Here is a 16,976-nt window from a genome sequence, read left to right on the forward strand (position 1 = left end):
GATCCTGTGTTTTGTAGAAAGAGTAAAAGTTATACGTTGCTTCATTTAAAGGGGCATTGTTGCTTCTTTTGCCCATTTTTTATCTTCTTCGTTCAAGTAAGGTGCATTCATCTGATAAACGCGCGCATGGTAATCATTGAGCCATTGCCGTTCTTCTTGTGTCAAAAGCTCTGGAAGGATTAACCGTCGATCAATGGGGCAAAGTGTGAGTGTTTCGAACGAGAGCATTTCTATATCTCCACCATCAATTTTTTGTGCTGGCTTCACAATCATCAAATTTTCAAGACGGATACCAAAAGCGCTTTCGCGGTAATAGCCTGGCTCGTTTGAAAGAATCATACCGGAGATGAGTTCTTGGCACCCTTTGCGAGAAATATTTTGCGGTCCTTCATGGACAGAAAGATAAGATCCAACTCCATGACCCGTGCCATGGGCATAATCAAAACCAGCTTTCCACAATGCAATGCGTGCAAGAGCATCAATGTCTTGTCCTCGTGTGCCTTTTGGAAATCTGATAGTTGAAAGCGCAATCATGCCTTTGAGGACAAGCGTAAAACAGCGTTTTTCTTCTTCTCCAATATTCCCAATTGCTACGGTGCGTGTGACATCAGTCGTGCCATCACGATATTGTCCACCTGAATCAACGAGGTAAAGTTCACCGGCTTTGAGTTGTTTATTTGTTTGCGTTGTTACACGATAATGAATAATGGCACCATTTTCTCCTGTTGCGGAGATTGTATCAAAAGAAAGATCTTCAAGTTTTTCTCCCATTTCTTTTGCTGTATTTATGCGAAATTCTTCTAATTTTTGAGCAGCAGAAATTTCACTTATTGACCCTGGTATTTGTTTATCTAACCAAGAAAAAAAACGGGTTAGGGCAACACCATCGCGTAGATGCGCTTTGCGTGCGCCATTGAGTTCTGTATCATTTTTAACGGCACGTGGTAGAGCAGCAGGATCGGTAAGTGTGATAAAAGAGCTATTTTTTTCTTCAATAACAGTTCGTAATTTTTCGCATGTTAGCTGTGGATCTAAGGCAAACACTGTCCCTTTTTGAACATACTCTTTGATCTTGGGAATAAGCTGTTCTGGTTCATATAATTTTGCATAACGTTCTAGATATTGTTTCTGTTCTACACCAAGTTTTTTGCTGTCAATGAATAAAGCTGGTGTTTCGTTAAGTGGAATGAGAGCAAAACAAAGGGAAAAAGGCGTGTTGGAAACATCATTGCCCCGTATATTGAATGTCCATGCAATGGAAGAGGGGTCTGTAAAAATAAAAGCATTTGCATGAGTTTGCTGTATATCTTTGTAAATCAAAGCGAGTTTTTCATCTGTATCGCACCCAGCATATTTGAGAGGGTGAATTGATAAGGCAGATTGTGGTAATTTTGGTTGATCATGCCAGAGCAGATCAATGGGATTATGTTGAACTTCTACAAGTTTTCCACCTGCTTTCATTTCTAATGCGTTTTTTAATGCATCGGTGGCAGCAATCGTGTGGAGCCATGGATCAAAGCCAATAGAAAGTTTTTGACCATTTTTTTCAAGCCATTCTGAGGGAGGACAAGTTATGAGATCTTCATAATTAAAAATATCAGGATCAGTTTGTTGGCGAACTTGGAGCTTATATCGCCCATCTGTAAATATGATGGCTTTGTTTTTTAAAATCAGTGCAATCCCAGCTGATCCAGTAAAGCCGGTTAACCAGCTAAGGCGTTGAGCATGAGGAGGGACATACTCTCCTTGGTGTTCATCGCACCGCGGAACAAGAAAACCATCGAGTCCAAGGTGATCGAGTTCTTTACGAAGGCAAGAAATGCGTTCTGCTGCATAAGCAGGATTTGTTGTCGCCTCAAAAGATTGATACATAACGACGTCCTTTTCTTTTATTTTATTTCAGGTGTATCGTAACCCATCCTTGCCGGAGGTATGTTTCGATATACTTCAGTCCTTGTTTTATATAAGTCTCCAAAACATGGGCATGTTGTTCTTCAAGAATTCCAGAGAGTATAAGTGATCCCCCTTTTTGAAGTGCCGTTACCACTTCTTGCGCAAGTTCAATAAGCGGATTAGCAAGGATATTGGCAACAATGAGATCAAAAGGGGCTCGTGATGCAATTGCATCATGGGCAAAACCTGTTGCTGTAATAGCTGTAACATATTCATTGACACCATTGAATTCGATATTGTGTTGTGCAACTTGAATAGCAATTGGGTCAATATCGGATGCAAGCACAGTAATTGGTTTAAGCATTGCTATGCCAATGGCTAGTACACCGCTCCCAGTACCAAGATCAAGGGCATTTTGGGGATTTTCGTGTTTCATGACTTTGGCAATCATTTCTAAACAACCGGCTGTTGTTCCATGATGTCCGGTGCCAAAAGCTTGATTAGCTTCAATTTCAATAGGGAGAACATTTGCTGGAATGGCGTTTCGGTTGTGACTTCCATGAAGGAAAAAAGGACCGGCTTGCACAGGTTTTAGTCCTTCTAGGCTTTTTTGTACCCAATCAATGTTGGGTAAAATTTCCATATTAATTTTATCAAAATCTATAGAAAGAATTTTGGCAAAACGTTTTAATGCATTCTCTTGATTGTCTTGATCGATATATAGAGAAAGCTCATATACAGCATTTTGTTCATCTATCTCTGTAAGAGCAAGAGGATAACCTTCTTCGTCAAAGGCTGTTTCTATAAGGGTATAGAACCGTTCTGCTTCATTTTTAGAAGCAGTATAATAGAGGCGAATTTGTTGCGACATGCTGTTCTTTCTTTTGATCGGCTTTTTTTTAGTTTAAGATAAGTTTTTTTAACCGTTCAATGGCGATTTCATCTTTTAATTCGCTATCGCTTTCTTTCGTGTCATAACGGATAACGCCAGCTAATTTTCCACCTTTTTTGAGTAAAAAAATTGCTGCTGTATGGTTATATGTATAGTTTCCATCTGTTTCAGGGACTTTTTCAGCAACGATGTTGAAAGAATTGACCATTTTATGAACTTTATCAGGATCTCCACTAATGCCAACAATTTTATTGTTAAAATTACTGAGATAATCATGGAGTACTTTTGGTGTGTCACGTTCAGGATCAACAGTCACAAACCATATACCTAATTTATCAGCTTCAGGCCCAAGGGCTGTAAGCCATCGATCAAGATTCATCAGTGTGGTAGGGCAGCTTTCAGGACACATAGTGAAGCCGAAAAAAATTATTGAAGGCTTGCTTCGAACATCAGCCTCAGTAATATTTTTCCCATTAGAATCAGTGAGAGTAAAGTTATCACCTAAAGGTTTATTTGTCAGCGTATCATAACTAAAAACACCTGCAAGAAATATGATTGTCAGCCCCAAGATGCGTATTACATTTTTCATAGTTTGACTCTCTTAGATAGATCGAGAAATTGTAACATCGGCAGGTTTGTTTTGCAATGTTTGTTTCATGGTTGATTTTATTGGCTTGATTGGTATGTCTTTCCATATCTATTGATGAAACATTGGTGAAAGATGTATGAATATTGAGAAAGATCTTCGATTTCATGAAAGTGAGCCTCGTATCCATACGACAGCGCGGCTGCATGGTTGTAAATTAGGGCGCTATGTGGAAATTAATGAGCGGGTGATTTTACGGGATGTAACCGTTGGAGATTTTTCTTATTTAGAGCGTAATAGTGAGGCTATTTATAGCGATATTGGGCGTTTTTGTTCTATTGCATCTCATGTACGGATGAATGCGCTGGAGCATCCTATGGAGCGCGTTTCAACGCATAAAATAACCTATCGTCCAAACGAATATTTTCGTTATATGGCATTAGATAGTGGTTTTCGTGAAAGGCGTTGTGCAAAACGTGTTATTATTGGGCATGATGTGTGGATTGGACATGGTGCGGTTATTATGCCTGGGGTGACAATTGGTCATGGCGCTATCATTGGCGCGAACGCTGTTGTAACGAAAGATGTTTTGCCTTATATGATTGTCGTTGGGGTGCCTGCTAAACGGTTGCGGATGCGTTTTCCCAATAATGTGATAGAATGCCTTTTAGATATGGCTTGGTGAGATTGGCCGCTTGATAAAATTCACAACGCATTGTCTGATATGCAAAATTTGCCCATTGAAGCCTTTGTTCGTAAATGGAAATGACATTCAGAATAAAATAAAGTGGTTTCTTGAAAAAACTGATCGTGGTTTGCTTGTAATTAAGCTTTGTTTACAAAATTGTTTAGTACACGCTTTTCTCCGGCTTTTTCAAACATTATTGTCAATTTATGATCGTCTATTGCTGTAATATGACCATAACCAAATTTTATGTGAAAAATCCGATCATTGACAGAAAAATCTGATGGTGCATGAGAGATTGATTGAGAGATAACTTTCCCTTCAATATTCTTGTTTTTTTGTGCACGCTTTTGTCTTGCTGTTGCATAGTCACTATAAAAGGAATCGTGATGTTGAAAGGAAGATTTTCCATAACCACCATAGGATGTTTCCATTTCTACAACTTCTATATGTTCTGCTGGTAATTCATCTAGAAAACGGGAGGGAAGAGCAGGTTGCCAAAGTCCATGAATTCTTCGATTCGATACAAACCATATATGCAAATGTTTTTTTGCTCTTGTTAGACCTACGTAAGCAAGGCGCCGTTCTTCTTCTAATCCTGAACGTCCACCTTCATCTAATGAGCGTTGGTGGGGAAAGAGTCCTTCTTCCCAACCTGGAAGGAAAACAGTTTCAAATTCAAGTCCTTTGGCTGAATGAAGTGTCATGATGTTGACTGCATCCATATTTTCATTATTTTCCGTTTCCATAACGAGTGCAACATGTTCCAAAAAACTTTGAAGATTTTCAAATTGTTCCATGGAACGAATCATTTCTTTAAGATTTTCTAATCTTGTAGGAGCCTCTGGTGAACGATCTTCTAACCACATGGTTGTATAACCAGAATCATCAAGGACGATCTCGGCAAGTTCTCTATGAGGAGTGTCTTGAAGCATATTTTGCCAGCGGCGGAAGTTTTCAATAAGGCTTCGTAACGCACTGCGTGCCTTAGGCTTTAATTCATCTGTTTCAATGATGTCAGCGGCAGCAGAAAAGAGAGGAACAGCACGTGCACGTGCACTCTCATAAAGAATGCGCAGGGTTGCATCTCCTATGCCGCGTTTTGGTGTATTAATAACACGCTCAAAAGCTAAATCATCAGTAGGTTGGACAATAACGCGTAAATAAGCCATGGCATCACGTATTTCCATTCGCTCATAAAAACGAGGACCACCAATGACGCGATAATTAAGGCCAAGTGTTACAAAACGATCTTCAAATTCACGCATTTGAAATGATGCGCGTACCAATATAGCCATATGATTTAATGCATGACCGGTTTGTTGTGCGCGTTCGATTTCTTCTCCGATTGCTCGTGCTTCTTCTGCCGAATCCCATGCTGAATGAATTTTTACCTTTTCTTCCTCACTCTTTATTTGAGAAGAAAAAAGGACTTTTCCCAGTCTTTCTTCATTATGAGCAATGAGATGGGAGGCGGTTTTAAGAATATGAGATGTTGAGCGATAATTGCGTTCTAGACGAATAATTTTAGCAGAAGGAAAATCTTTTTCAAAACGTAATATATTTTCGACTTTTGCACCACGCCATCCATAAATGGATTGATCATCATCACCAACACAACAAAGATTAACATGTTGACCTTGAGGATGTTGGGATAAAAGGCGAAGCCAAAGATATTGTGCTGTATTTGTATCTTGATATTCATCGACAAGAATATAACGAAATTGAGAATGATATTCGCGAAGAATATCTGGATTATGTTGGAAGATAGAGATAGAATGAAGTAGAAGGTCACCAAAATCACAAGCATTAAGATCTTTTAATCGATTTTGATAACTGTGATAAAGTTCACGTCCCATGCCGTTGCCAAAGGAATGAGCATCACTTTTTGAGATATGTGTTGGTGAAAGTCCTTGATTTTTCCAAGAATCAATCATCATGGCAAGGTTTCGTGCGGGCCAACGCTTATCGTCTAATCCTTCAGCTTGAATAAGTTGTTTTAAAAGTCGAAGAACATCATCGCTATCGAGAATTGTAAAGTTTCTTTTTAAATCAACAAGCTCTGCGTGACGGCGTAAAATTTTAGCTCCAGTGGAATGAAAGGTTCCAAGCCAAGGCATACCTTCAACAACTTCTCCAATAAGTTCACCAATACGTATTTTCATTTCACGTGCTGCTTTGTTGGTGAAAGTGACAGCAAGTATTTGCTGAGGAGAGGCAAGTCTAGAGCGTAAAATGTGAGAAATACGGGTTGTTAAAACGCGCGTTTTTCCTGTACCAGCACCTGCAAGAACTAAAAGAGGTCCCTCAGTATTCATAACAGCTTGTTGCTGTTCTGGATTGAGTTGTTCTAAATAATCTGTGTTATATGATTTTTGTTCTTTTAGAGTATGGGAGAAAAAAACAGAGCTCTTCTTATCATGGTCTGGAGGGGAATCTTCTTCAAAGAAAGGTATGGTGTGATCAGAAAAATTACTCATTATCTCTCTTTTGTAGTCTTTTTTTTATTGAAGTTCTAGATTAAAAAAACTTCTCTTAAAAAGTCACAACAGTTTCAGTTGAACAGACAGAAAGAGAACGTAAAAAAATAAGCACAAACATTAAAGGCGTTGGGTGAGAACGCTTTGAAGGGCATAAACGCGTAACGAAGCCGAAAGATTTACTTGTTGTGGTCTTTTGCTATCAATATCGGTGATAATAAAGGCTAAAGATTGTCCTTTTTTGCGGGCTATATCTTTTAGAATATCTAAAAATGGTGGTTCTAAAGAGACGCTTGTTGCGTGTCCATCAACGCGAACAGATATCTTTCGTGGAATGACTTTTGACCAATCGATAGAATTATTTTCGTGCATTTTTCCACCTTTATTCGTCGTTTCGTAAACGATTTTGATCAAGAAATTTTTGCATTTTTAAAGATTTTTGCTGCTCAAAATTTTTTTCAGTTTTTGTTCGTCCAAAACGATAACGATTTTGCTCAGCACAAAGAGATTTTTCTGTACGTTTTTTTTGTTTTCGAAATTGGCGAAGATTAATCAATTCAGTCATGAGAAAAATTATTTTTTCCGAAAGGAATCTAAAGAGACAACGTCAGCACTTTGACTTTGTTTTGCATCGTTATTTGAAGGTTCTTTATTTGTACTGAGATTTTGTTCTTTTGTAAGCGTATTTTCTTTTTTTTGTTTGTTTGATAAAGTAATGGGCGTAGTTGAGGTATTTTTTGAATTTTCACTTTCTCCAGAGGTCAGATTTGAGGGCAGATCAAATGCTGCTTCAAATGCTGCTACAGGATCGTAAAAGACCTGAATGGAAGTAAAAGGAATCACGAGCTTTTCGGTTATTTCCCTGAAAGAGAGAGTTACTTCGAAAGCTGTTTCTGAAACACTGAGATCTCTAAATTGATGTTGTAAGACGATTGTCATTTGCTCGGGATAGCGATTTTTTAGCCGAGGAGAAATTTTAACGCCTGGGGCATTTGTCAAAAAAGTTATAAAAAAATGATGATTTCCCGGAAGACCAGCTTTGGCAACTTCCGATAAAACTTTACGGATAACTCCACGAAGCGCATCCTGAACGAGAATATCGTAACGGATTTGATCTTTAACCATCGAAGTTTATTCCTTTTATTTCACGTAGCAGAATGGGGCGTATTGATATTGTGTGATAGAATATATTTTAAATTAGCAGATTTTTTCTACGATGCACCTCAATAAATCGAATAAATACGAAACTCTATGGTAAATAATGTCTGATAATGTCTGAAAGATCAATCAACAACATTTAAAAAAGTGAAGGCTTCTGTTGCCAGGTGCCTCCGAACCCCGCTTAAACCTGCGACGGTTTAAGGCTCAAATTGAAACATTCACACCACCTTAAGCGGCGAGACGTGCTTCCGCATAGTTGTCATTTGCAACTACTCATTTAGCCCGATAACGGTGGTACAATGCCGAGTAAAAGAGCGATCTTTACACCCTTGTCGATCCTATTTCGCCCCCACCAAAATATAACTTTGGTTTCTTATATTTTGGTGGAGGCGCCGGGTACCGCCCCCGGGTCCAATAGGTTTATTTCATCGTCTATTTATTACCATAGCTGGTAAACCAGCCCTCTAAATATAGATGAAGAACAGTCTTAGGAAAAGGGGGGGGTTGTTAATATTTTTAATCCTCTAATTATTTATGGAGCTATATGGTGCGGCTGTAAAGTATAGTCCGCTCATTTTTGGAGAGGAGATGATGCAAAATGACAAATAATTTAGCAGATATTAAACTATATGATTCAAATCCCGATGAAGCAGCAGTAGAACGACTTAGCCGTCGTTTAGCTTTGGTGATGAAAAAGCAGGATGCAGCGCTTGTTGCTACGTCGGATCCAAAAGAGTTAGAACGTGTTGAAAAATGGGTTCAAGATGTTTTAGAAGCTGATGAGAAGAGTGCTAAAATGGCTGTTTCAAAAGTGGCTGAGATGATGTCTGGAGAGCGTAGAAAAAGTCGTATGACTTTTTATTATCTAGTTGCTAAGCAACTTAATGCACTTCATAAAATTTAAACAATATTAAATTTGTGATAATGATAAAAAAAAGCCCAATTTCTTGGGCTTTTTCGTTGATAAAAAGGATTAATGTTTTTCATCCTCTTGGAGGTAGCCTCCTTTATGCATACTTGGGACAAAAAGAAGAGCAATGAATGCCATGATCATCACGACGGTTATATAAAAATAAAAGAGTGATTCATGACCGTACTTTTTTAATCCAAGCGCAACGTATTCAGCAGAACCACCAAATAAGGCGTTACCAATGGCATGAGAGATGCTAACGCCTAATGCGCGTATTGAAGAGGGAAACATTGCTGATTTTACGACACCAGAGATGGATGTATACATGCTCATAATGAAGAGCAAGCCAATAATGACGGAAAAGGCAATCCATATATTATGCGTATTACCGATTATCCAGAGTCCAGGAAATGTAAAGATGACAGAGAGTATACTCCAAATGATAAGTAAAGTTTTTGTTCCAATTTTATCGGCTATGATACCAGCTATGGGTTGGAATAGGATGAAAATAAATAGTACAGCTGTCATAATCGTTGTTGCGGTATGTTTATCAAAGCCGGTGGTTGTGATCAGATATTTTTGCATATAAGTCGTAAAGGTGTAAAATGTGAGTGATCCTCCTGATGCAAAGCATGCAATTACGACAACGGCTTTTGTATGCTTGGTGAGTAGTTCCTTAAGACTGCCAGAGTGTTTGTGAGAGCGGCTTTCTTTCGTGGTTGTTTCGTGGAGAGAACGGCGCAGATAAATCGCAATCACTGCCCCGAATCCACCAATTACAAAAGGAATGCGCCATCCCCATGCTTTTAACTGATCTTCAGAGAGATAAGATGCTAGAATAAATATAATGAAGCTGGCAAGAAGTTGACCTGTAATAAGGGTGGCAGATTGGAAAGAAGCAAAAAGCCCACGATGTTTTTTGAGGGCAACTTCGCTCATATAAGTGGCTGCTGTACCATATTCACCACCTGCTGAAAGTCCTTGCATCATCCGAGCTAAAAGTAAAAGGATTGCTGATGTTATTCCTAAGGTTTCATAGGTGGGAAGTATGGCGATGAAAAAAGAGCCACCACACATCATAAAAATGGATATAAGCATCGAGCGTTTACGTCCATAACGATCGGCGACAAACCCTAAAAACCAAGCTCCAATAGGGCGCATAAGAAAGCCAATAAAAAACACACCCGCGGTTTTTAACAGTGGCGTAATCGTATCACCATTGGAGGGAAAGAATTGTGATGCAAAATAAATTGATGCAAATGAGTAAACGTAAAAATCATACCATTCTACGAGATTTCCTGATGCGCTTGCTATAATAGCAAAAACACGTTTTCTTGCATCCTGTGATGCTGAAGTTGTTTCATTTTTCATGAATTGTTCCCCTTTTGGATTTATAGTTCATGTTTTCTAAACATAATTGTTTATGATTTCCAGAAAAATTCAATTGTATTATAACAATTTCTTAGGGAAACTCTTTAAGATGATCTATTAGAGTTATGTTGTCATTCGTTTTAAGATTTTTACTTGTGTTGTAGAATAAAAAGTTATCATATTGCATTTAAAGGGAGAAAACATTGAAAAGTAGATCAAGATACCTTTAAACTTTATGAGAAGAATGCAATTATTGGAATCATACCGGAAGATCATAGAAGAGATGGTCTTTATGAGCAGAAAGCCCCAAAACTGAAAATATTTCAAAAAGCTTAAGTAATGTAAAAGGGGATTTTGTGTCCTTACTTGTCTTATTGTATCATAACACATCATCATTTAGGAGGGTGATGTAAGCCTCAGATAAGGTTTTCCGTATGAGGTGTTTTTTAGATATCGTGATAAATATTTAGGGTAGGGCTGCCCATAGAATCTTATCAAGTAAATTACATAAAGAGAGCAGTAACTATAGATAATTTAAGAGAAACTGAGTTGTTTGTAAGACGAATGCGGGGCGGGCTTTTCGTTCTTTACTAGGGTGGAGAGGAGATCAAAAAAAGCCCAATTTCTTGGGCTTTTTTTATCCAGAAAATAAGTTTAATGAAGTCTATCGTCTTTATCGAGATATCCTCCTTTATCTATATCGGGCATAAGAAGAATGGAGATGAGTGCAATGACCATCATACCAACGATGTAAAAAAAGAAAACAGATTCGTATCCCATATTTTTTAATCCAAGCGCTACATATTCAGCAGAACCGCCAAAGAGTGCGTTGCCAATGGCAAAAGCAAATCCAACACCAATTGCTCGGATTGAAGCAGGGAACAATTCTGCTTTTATGATACCAGCAATGGACGTATAAAAACTCATAACACAGAGTATTCCAATAATAATTAAGAGTGCTGTCCATGGATTATGGGCATTACCGATCATTTTAAGTACAGGAATGGTGCAGATAATGGATAATGCTCCCCAACTAATGAGTGAAGCTCTTGCTCCAATTTTATCGGCTAGGGAACCAAAAAGGGGTTGGAGTAGCACAAAAATAAAGAGGGCGGCAGTCATTATTGTTGTTGCGGTTTGTTTATCAAAGCCCGTGGTTGTGATCAGATATTTTTGCATATAAGTGGTGTATGTATAAAATGTGAGTGATCCACCAGCTGTAAAGCCAACAACCAAAAAGAAAGCTTTTTTATGATTGCGAAAAAGTTCTCGAAGACTACCAGCATGTTTTTCAGAGCGGCTTTTGTGGGTTGTTGTTTCATGGAGCAAACTACGCAGATAAATTGCAACGATTGCTCCAAAGCCACCAATGACAAAAGGAATACGCCATCCCCACGCTTTTAACTGATCTTCAGTAAGGTAAAGGGCTAAAATAAATATTATAAAACTTGCGAGAAGTTGACCTGAGATCGTTGTTGCATATTGAAAAGAAGCAAAGAGCCCGCGACGATTTTTCGGTGCAACTTCGCTCATATAAGTTGCTGCTGTACCATATTCACCGCCAACGGAAAGTCCTTGAAACATACGGACTAAAAGGAGAAGAAATGCTGCTGTTATTCCCAAGGTTTTATAAGTGGGAAGTATGGCAATGAGAAAAGAGCCACCACACATCATAAAAACAGAAATAAGCATTGAGCGTTTACGTCCATAACGATCCGCAATGTATCCAAAGAGCCATGCCCCAATTGGACGCATAAGAAAGCCAATAAAAAAGATTCCTGCCGTTTTTAACAGTTGTGTAACAATATCTTCATCTTCAGGAAAAAATTGTGATGCAAAATAAACTGATGCAAAGGAGTAAGCATAAAAGTCGTACCATTCTACCAGATTTCCTGATGCGCTGGATATGATAGCAAAAATACGTTTCCTTGTATCATGTGGATCTAAAGTTGTTTGATTATTCATGAAGTACTCCCCTTTTAGATTTATAACTTTTCTTCTTTTTAAAGCTATTTACGATGTGCATTATAAAAACGCCATTGTATCATGATAATTTTTCAGGGAAACATAAAGATTTTTTCTAGAGCTATCAGTGGTGTTTTGGGCTTATGGTGTTGTTATATTGCGTAAATCATGAGCTTTTTACTATCCTTAAGGAAATATTATTTTTTGTTTGATTGTGAATTATTTGTATATGCAGAGTGTTTATGAAGATATGATACTCTTTAGTTTATATGCTTGATGTTGTTTCGTAAAATGATGTTATTGACTATTGCATGCGAGGTTGGTGTATCAGTTAAAATACTTTTTAGGAATGATCTTAAGTGTTAAGGGGGAGTACAATATTAAGAGTTCGTCAATAGTATAATGATAGCGGCTTGCACTTTTATTAATTGTAAAGAGAGTAGTGCCCATGTTTATACTTTACGGGGCTTTTACGTTATGTCATTCACGGGTGCCGTTGTGAAATGGAGTTGGGTGCATTGAGAAATGTTTCTCAAAAAAGTGTGTGAATTCATAATATAATGGTATTTTCTATTTTTCATGAAAGGATTTGTGTTGCATGAGGGGTACCATTAAGAACGTATTAAACAAAATCATGAGTGTAATCTTTATTATTGATAAAATTTCTTGAAAGCTAATCACTTTTCTTCGACTTTGAGTGGGAATAGGAATATTAAAATAAATCAAACGTTTTTTATCTTTAGTGAATTAAATTCAGCAAAAGAAGTATTTATTACATAATAATATGAAGCCATTTATTTTTATAAGCGGCGTGTGCAGGAGGGAATATTGCTTCTTTAGAGTGTTTGAAGGGATAAAAAATTGTGAGCTTTAAACTTCTATCGGAAAGAATATAAAAAAGCCCAGAATACTGGGCTTTTTTGTTAAAATCCTTGTTTTTTAACATTAAAGGTTAATGAATATCGTCTCCTTGTAAATACCCTTTTTTGCGAGCATCTGGCATTAAGAGAACAGCGATGAATGCAATAATCATCATGCCGGTTATATAAAAATAGAAGACAGATTCATATCCAAGATCTTTTAATCCAAGCGCAACATATTCAGCAGAACCGCCAAACAGTGCGTTGGCAATAGCATAAGAGAGCCCAACTCCTATTGCTCGTACTGAAGCGGGAAACATTTCTGATTTTACAATGCCAGAGATAGATGTATAAAAGCTCATAATGCAGAGCATTCCAGTAATGACTGATAAAGCAATCCATGTACTATCAGTACTACCAATCATATTAAGTCCAGGAATGGTAAAGATAATAGATAAGACACTCCAAATAAGGAGTGAAGTTCTTGTTCCAATTTTATCTGCAAGAGCACCAAAGAGGGGTTGGAGTAACATGAAAACAAAGAGTGCAGCTGTCATGATTGTTGTGGCTGTATGTTTATCAAAGCCAGTGGTTGTGATCAGATATTTCTGCATGTAAGTCGTATAGGTGTAGAATGTGAGCGATCCTCCAGCTGTAAAGCCAATAACCAGAAAGAAAGCTTTTCGGTGGTTGCTCAGAAGTCCCCTAATACTACCAGCTTGTGCACTAGAACGACTTTCTTTGGTCGTTGTCTCATGGAGTGTGCGGCGTAGATAAATCGCAACAATTGCGCCACATCCACCAATGGCAAATGGAATACGCCAGCCCCACGCTTTTAGCTGATCTTCGGTGAGATAAAGCGCTAAAATGAATATAACGAGACTGGCTAGAAGTTGACCACCAATCAGTGTGGTATATTGGAAAGAGCTAAAAAATCCTCGGCGATTTTTGAGGGCGATTTCGCTCATATAAGTTGCTGTTGTACCATATTCACCACCGACAGAAAGCCCCTGAAGCATTCTGAGTAAAAGTAAAAGAATTCCTGCTGCCACTCCAATGGTTTCATAGGTAGGAAGTAGGGCGATTAAGAACGAACCACCACACATCATAAAAACAGAGATAAGCATTGAGCGTTTGCGTCCATAACGATCGGCAATGAAGCCAAAAAGCCATCCGCCGATTGGGCGCATAAGAAAACCAATAGCAAAAACACCCGCCGCTTTTAAAAGTTGCGTAACGTCATTGCCATCTGAGGGAAAGAATTGTGATGCAAAATAAATAGATGTAAAGGAATAAACATAAAAGTCATACCATTCTACTAGATTACCTGATGCACTGGACACGATAGCCCAGATACGTTTTCTTGTATCATGTGGTTTTAAAGCTTCTTGTTTTTCCATAGTCGATCCCTTTATTTCATGTTCATCCATCTTTGTTCATTTATGTCATTTTTTTAGAAGCTGTCTATAGTATTTTATCTTTTGCATCAAAAATTTAGTCAGATCATGATAATTTCTTGTGTAAGATGTTTTTGGAAAAAGATTTGAATTATCTTTGTACGGATTTTACAGTTTTTATTTTCTATAATGAGAAGAATCGGACATAATAGCCCTATGAAATCATATCTTGCTCTTTTATCTCATGTTTTAAATCAGGGTATTGATCGGACAGATCGAACGGGTGTTGGAACGCGATCTATTTTTGGGTATCAGATGCGCTTTGATTTACAAGCAGGATTTCCGTTGTTGACAACAAAGAAACTACACTTACGTTCAATTATTTATGAACTTTTGTGGTTTCTTAAAGGTGATACAAATATCGCTTGGTTGAAAGAGCACGGTGTGTCAATTTGGGACGAGTGGGCTGATGAAAAGGGAAATCTTGGTCCTGTTTATGGTTATCAGTGGCGTTCTTGGCCTGCTCCTGATGGACGCCATATTGATCAAATTAACAATCTTTTAACGATGATTAAGGAAACGCCAGATTCTCGTCGCTTGATTGTGTCAGCTTGGAATCCTGCATTAATAGAGGAAATGGCGTTGCCTCCGTGTCATTGTCTTTTTCAATTTTACATTGCGGAGGGGAAATTATCTTGTCAACTTTATCAGCGTTCGGCGGATATTTTCTTAGGTGTTCCATTCAATATTGCATCCTACGCATTGCTAACGATGATGATTGCGCAAGTAAGCGGTCTTAAAATAGGCGATTTTATTCATACTCTGGGAGATGCTCATCTTTATTCTAATCATTTTGAACAGGCAAAATATCAATTGTCTCGTATACCAAATGCTTTGCCATGTATGCGCATAAATCCAGCGGTAACAGATCTTTTTTCTTTTCAATTTGAGGATTTTGAGTTGCTTAATTATGAAGCACAACCCCATATTAAAGCGCCGGTAGCAATATGACGATTTCCATTTGTTTAATTGCTGCTGTTGCAGAAAATGGTGTTATCGGTCGTGAAGGTGCAATGCCGTGGCATTTATCGACGGATTTACAACGCTTTAAAGCTTTGACGTTGCGTAAGCCCATTATTATGGGAAGAAAAACTTGGGATTCTATTGGGAGACCTTTACCAGAGCGTACAAATATCGTCATTACGCGTGATTGTACCTTTTGTGCTGAAGGGGCTGTTGTTGCTCACTCTTTATCGCGAGCTTGTTCTCTTGCAACAAATGTTGCTTCTCAAAATGATGTAGAGGAAATTTTTATTATTGGTGGGGGTGAAATTTTTCAACAAGGGTTGCATATGGCTGATAAAATATTCCTTACAGAAGTTTTAGCTTCTATAGAAGGTGATAGTTTTTTTCCTGTTTTTGATAAAGAAAAGTGGACTATTGTGCAAACACAAGATATTCCAAAAGGGGATAAAGATAGTCATCCGACACGTTTTGTTGTTTATGAGCGGAAATAATTTTTTGTAATATGAAGTGGAAGGGTTTATCAGTTGTATTGTAATGAGGTAAGAGACACCCTATAAGATCAAGCAAATGGTTGGTGTTCGAGTAGTGGTAATCAGTTAAAGAGGTGATAATGCCCTGGACAAATCAAAATGGTGGTGGCCCGTGGAGTGGCGATAAAAACAGTGGTGACAAAAAAACACCAGCTAAGAATCTCTTTGGTTCTGGTGGCGGTAATGGTGGCGAAAATGGTCCTAATCTTAATGAAATTTTGCGCAAAGGGCAGGATCAGTTTAAACAATTCGGGAGAAGTAGTCTTTCTGTTTTATTCTTTCTGCTTATTGTGTTTTTTTGGCTATACCAGTCAATTTATATTGTTCAGCAAAATGAACAAGCGGTAGAGTTGCGCTTTGGCATCCCTAAAGAAGGCATTATTGGTGATGGGTTGCATTTTCATTTTTGGCCAATTGAGACCTATATGAAAGTACCTTTAACGGAAAAAACAATCGCGATTGGTGGGAAGCCCGGTCAGGCGCAACAAAGTGATGGTTTAATGCTTTCGAGTGATCAAAATATCGTTAATGTTAATTTTTCCGTTTATTATCGGATTTCATACCCTAGTCAGTTTTTATTCAATGTGAATGATCAAGAGGGAACTGTCCGCCAAGTTGCTGAGAGTGCAATGCGTGAGGTCATTGGTTCGCGGCCGGTTGATGATGTTTTACGTGACAAGAAAGAAGAAGTTGCTAATGACGTTAGAAAGATTATCCAGTTGACTGTGGATAAATATCAACTTGGTGTCGAAATAAGCCGTGTTTCTATCAGTGAAGCTGCTCCTCCGACAAAGGTTGCTGCTGCGTTTAATTCTGTTCAGCAGGCGGAGCAGGAACGTGGAAGAATGATTGAAGAGGGGAATCGTGTGCGTTTTACGAAAATTGGTTTAGCAAATGGTGAAGCTTCACGCACACGGGAAATCGCAAAAGGTGAAAAGGCACAAATGGTTGAAGAGGCAACAGGGCGTGCTGAACGTTTTCAGGCGATAGCTCGAGAGGCTGCGATTTCACCAGAAGCTGCTCGCTACCGTCTCTATATGGAGACGATGGGGCGGATTCTTTCTTCACCAAATAAGCTGGTTCTTGATCAGGCAAATTCTCCAGCGATGCCTTATTTGCCTTTGAACGAATTGTTGCGTAGCAAGTCATCGGAAAAAGTAAAGGCAACATCAGCGCGTCCTGCGTTACTCTTAGATTCTCGTATTTCTGGAGGAGATTAA

Annotated in this window: 14 protein-coding genes, 1 other RNA gene and 1 pseudogene; 5 read left to right on the forward strand and 11 right to left on the reverse strand. The window is 38.4% G+C overall.

All coding sequences use genetic code 11. The features are described from left to right. Window positions 1-45: 45 nt before the first annotated feature. The 3 genes from ACFINU_RS04480 to ACFINU_RS04490 are packed head-to-tail and all read right to left on the reverse strand — an operon-like array spanning window position 46 to window position 3,374. Window positions 46-1,872 carry an aminopeptidase P family protein gene (locus ACFINU_RS04480; protein WP_375618233.1) on the reverse strand — a complete coding sequence of 609 codons (1,827 nt, stop codon included), beginning with the start codon at window positions 1,870-1,872 and terminating at the stop codon, window positions 46-48. 22 nt (window positions 1,873-1,894) lie between these two features. After that, window positions 1,895-2,764, reverse strand: coding sequence for a 50S ribosomal protein L11 methyltransferase (locus tag ACFINU_RS04485; protein ID WP_375618234.1), 870 nt, complete (start codon window positions 2,762-2,764; stop codon window positions 1,895-1,897). Between the two features lie 28 nt (window positions 2,765-2,792). Beyond that, a complete protein-coding gene (locus ACFINU_RS04490; protein ID WP_375618235.1) occupies window positions 2,793-3,374 on the reverse strand; it encodes an SCO family protein in 582 nt (193 codons plus the stop codon). 136 nt (window positions 3,375-3,510) lie between these two features. Between ACFINU_RS04490 and ACFINU_RS04495 the strand changes: the two are divergent. Continuing rightward, a pseudogene (locus tag ACFINU_RS04495) lies at window positions 3,511-4,140 on the forward strand (DapH/DapD/GlmU-related protein). A gap of 56 nt (window positions 4,141-4,196) precedes the next feature. Here the strand turns inward: ACFINU_RS04495 and ACFINU_RS04500 are convergent. From ACFINU_RS04500 to ssrA, 5 genes are all read right to left on the reverse strand, one after another. Further along, on the reverse strand, window positions 4,197-6,536 hold the full coding sequence (locus ACFINU_RS04500; protein ID WP_375618236.1) for an ATP-dependent helicase: 2,340 nt from the start codon (window positions 6,534-6,536) through the stop codon (window positions 4,197-4,199). A gap of 120 nt (window positions 6,537-6,656) precedes the next feature. Then, entirely contained in the window at window positions 6,657-6,908 is a 252-nt protein-coding gene (locus ACFINU_RS04505; RefSeq protein WP_273788067.1) for a ribbon-helix-helix domain-containing protein, read from the reverse strand. A gap of 10 nt (window positions 6,909-6,918) precedes the next feature. After that, window positions 6,919-7,101: a DUF4169 family protein gene (locus ACFINU_RS04510; protein WP_375612011.1), complete on the reverse strand. Its 183-nt coding sequence runs from the start codon at window positions 7,099-7,101 to the stop codon at window positions 6,919-6,921. Between the two features lie 8 nt (window positions 7,102-7,109). Then, on the reverse strand, window positions 7,110-7,661 hold the full coding sequence (locus ACFINU_RS04515) for an SspB family protein (RefSeq protein ID WP_375618237.1): 552 nt from the start codon (window positions 7,659-7,661) through the stop codon (window positions 7,110-7,112). 179 nt (window positions 7,662-7,840) lie between these two features. Beyond that, window positions 7,841-8,197, reverse strand: a transfer-messenger RNA (tmRNA) gene (ssrA, locus tag ACFINU_RS04520). 98 nt (window positions 8,198-8,295) lie between these two features. Between ssrA and ACFINU_RS04525 the strand changes: the two genes are divergently transcribed. Continuing rightward, entirely contained in the window at window positions 8,296-8,601 is a 306-nt protein-coding gene (locus ACFINU_RS04525) for a DUF2853 family protein (protein WP_375618238.1), read from the forward strand. A gap of 69 nt (window positions 8,602-8,670) precedes the next feature. Here the strand turns inward: ACFINU_RS04525 and ACFINU_RS04530 are convergent, their stop codons facing one another. From ACFINU_RS04530 to ACFINU_RS04540, 3 genes are all read right to left on the reverse strand, one after another. Beyond that, complete coding sequence (locus ACFINU_RS04530; RefSeq protein WP_375618239.1) at window positions 8,671-9,978, reverse strand: MFS transporter; 1,308 nt, start codon at window positions 9,976-9,978, stop codon at window positions 8,671-8,673. Window positions 9,979-10,632: 654 nt separating this feature from the next. After that, complete coding sequence (locus tag ACFINU_RS04535) at window positions 10,633-11,943, reverse strand: MFS family transporter (RefSeq protein ID WP_375618240.1); 1,311 nt, start codon at window positions 11,941-11,943, stop codon at window positions 10,633-10,635. 952 nt (window positions 11,944-12,895) lie between these two features. Beyond that, entirely contained in the window at window positions 12,896-14,203 is a 1,308-nt protein-coding gene (locus ACFINU_RS04540; RefSeq protein ID WP_375618241.1) for an MFS family transporter, read from the reverse strand. Window positions 14,204-14,416: 213 nt separating this feature from the next. Between ACFINU_RS04540 and ACFINU_RS04545 the strand changes: the two genes are divergently transcribed. The 3 genes from ACFINU_RS04545 to hflK all read left to right on the forward strand — a co-directional run bounded on the left by ACFINU_RS04545 (window position 14,417) and on the right by hflK (window position 16,976). Further along, window positions 14,417-15,211 carry a thymidylate synthase gene (locus ACFINU_RS04545; RefSeq protein WP_375618242.1) on the forward strand — a complete coding sequence of 265 codons (795 nt, stop codon included), beginning with the start codon at window positions 14,417-14,419 and terminating at the stop codon, window positions 15,209-15,211. Then, entirely contained in the window at window positions 15,208-15,717 is a 510-nt protein-coding gene (locus tag ACFINU_RS04550; protein WP_375618243.1) for a dihydrofolate reductase, read from the forward strand. Before ACFINU_RS04545 ends, ACFINU_RS04550 begins: the two co-directional genes overlap by 4 nt. A 119-nt stretch (window positions 15,718-15,836) precedes the next feature. Then, window positions 15,837-16,976, forward strand: coding sequence for an FtsH protease activity modulator HflK (gene hflK, locus ACFINU_RS04555; protein WP_375618244.1), 1,140 nt, complete (start codon window positions 15,837-15,839; stop codon window positions 16,974-16,976).

The organism is Bartonella sp. AC130YNZD, from assembly GCF_042196865.1.
GTDB lineage: Bacteria > Pseudomonadota > Alphaproteobacteria > Rhizobiales > Rhizobiaceae > Bartonella.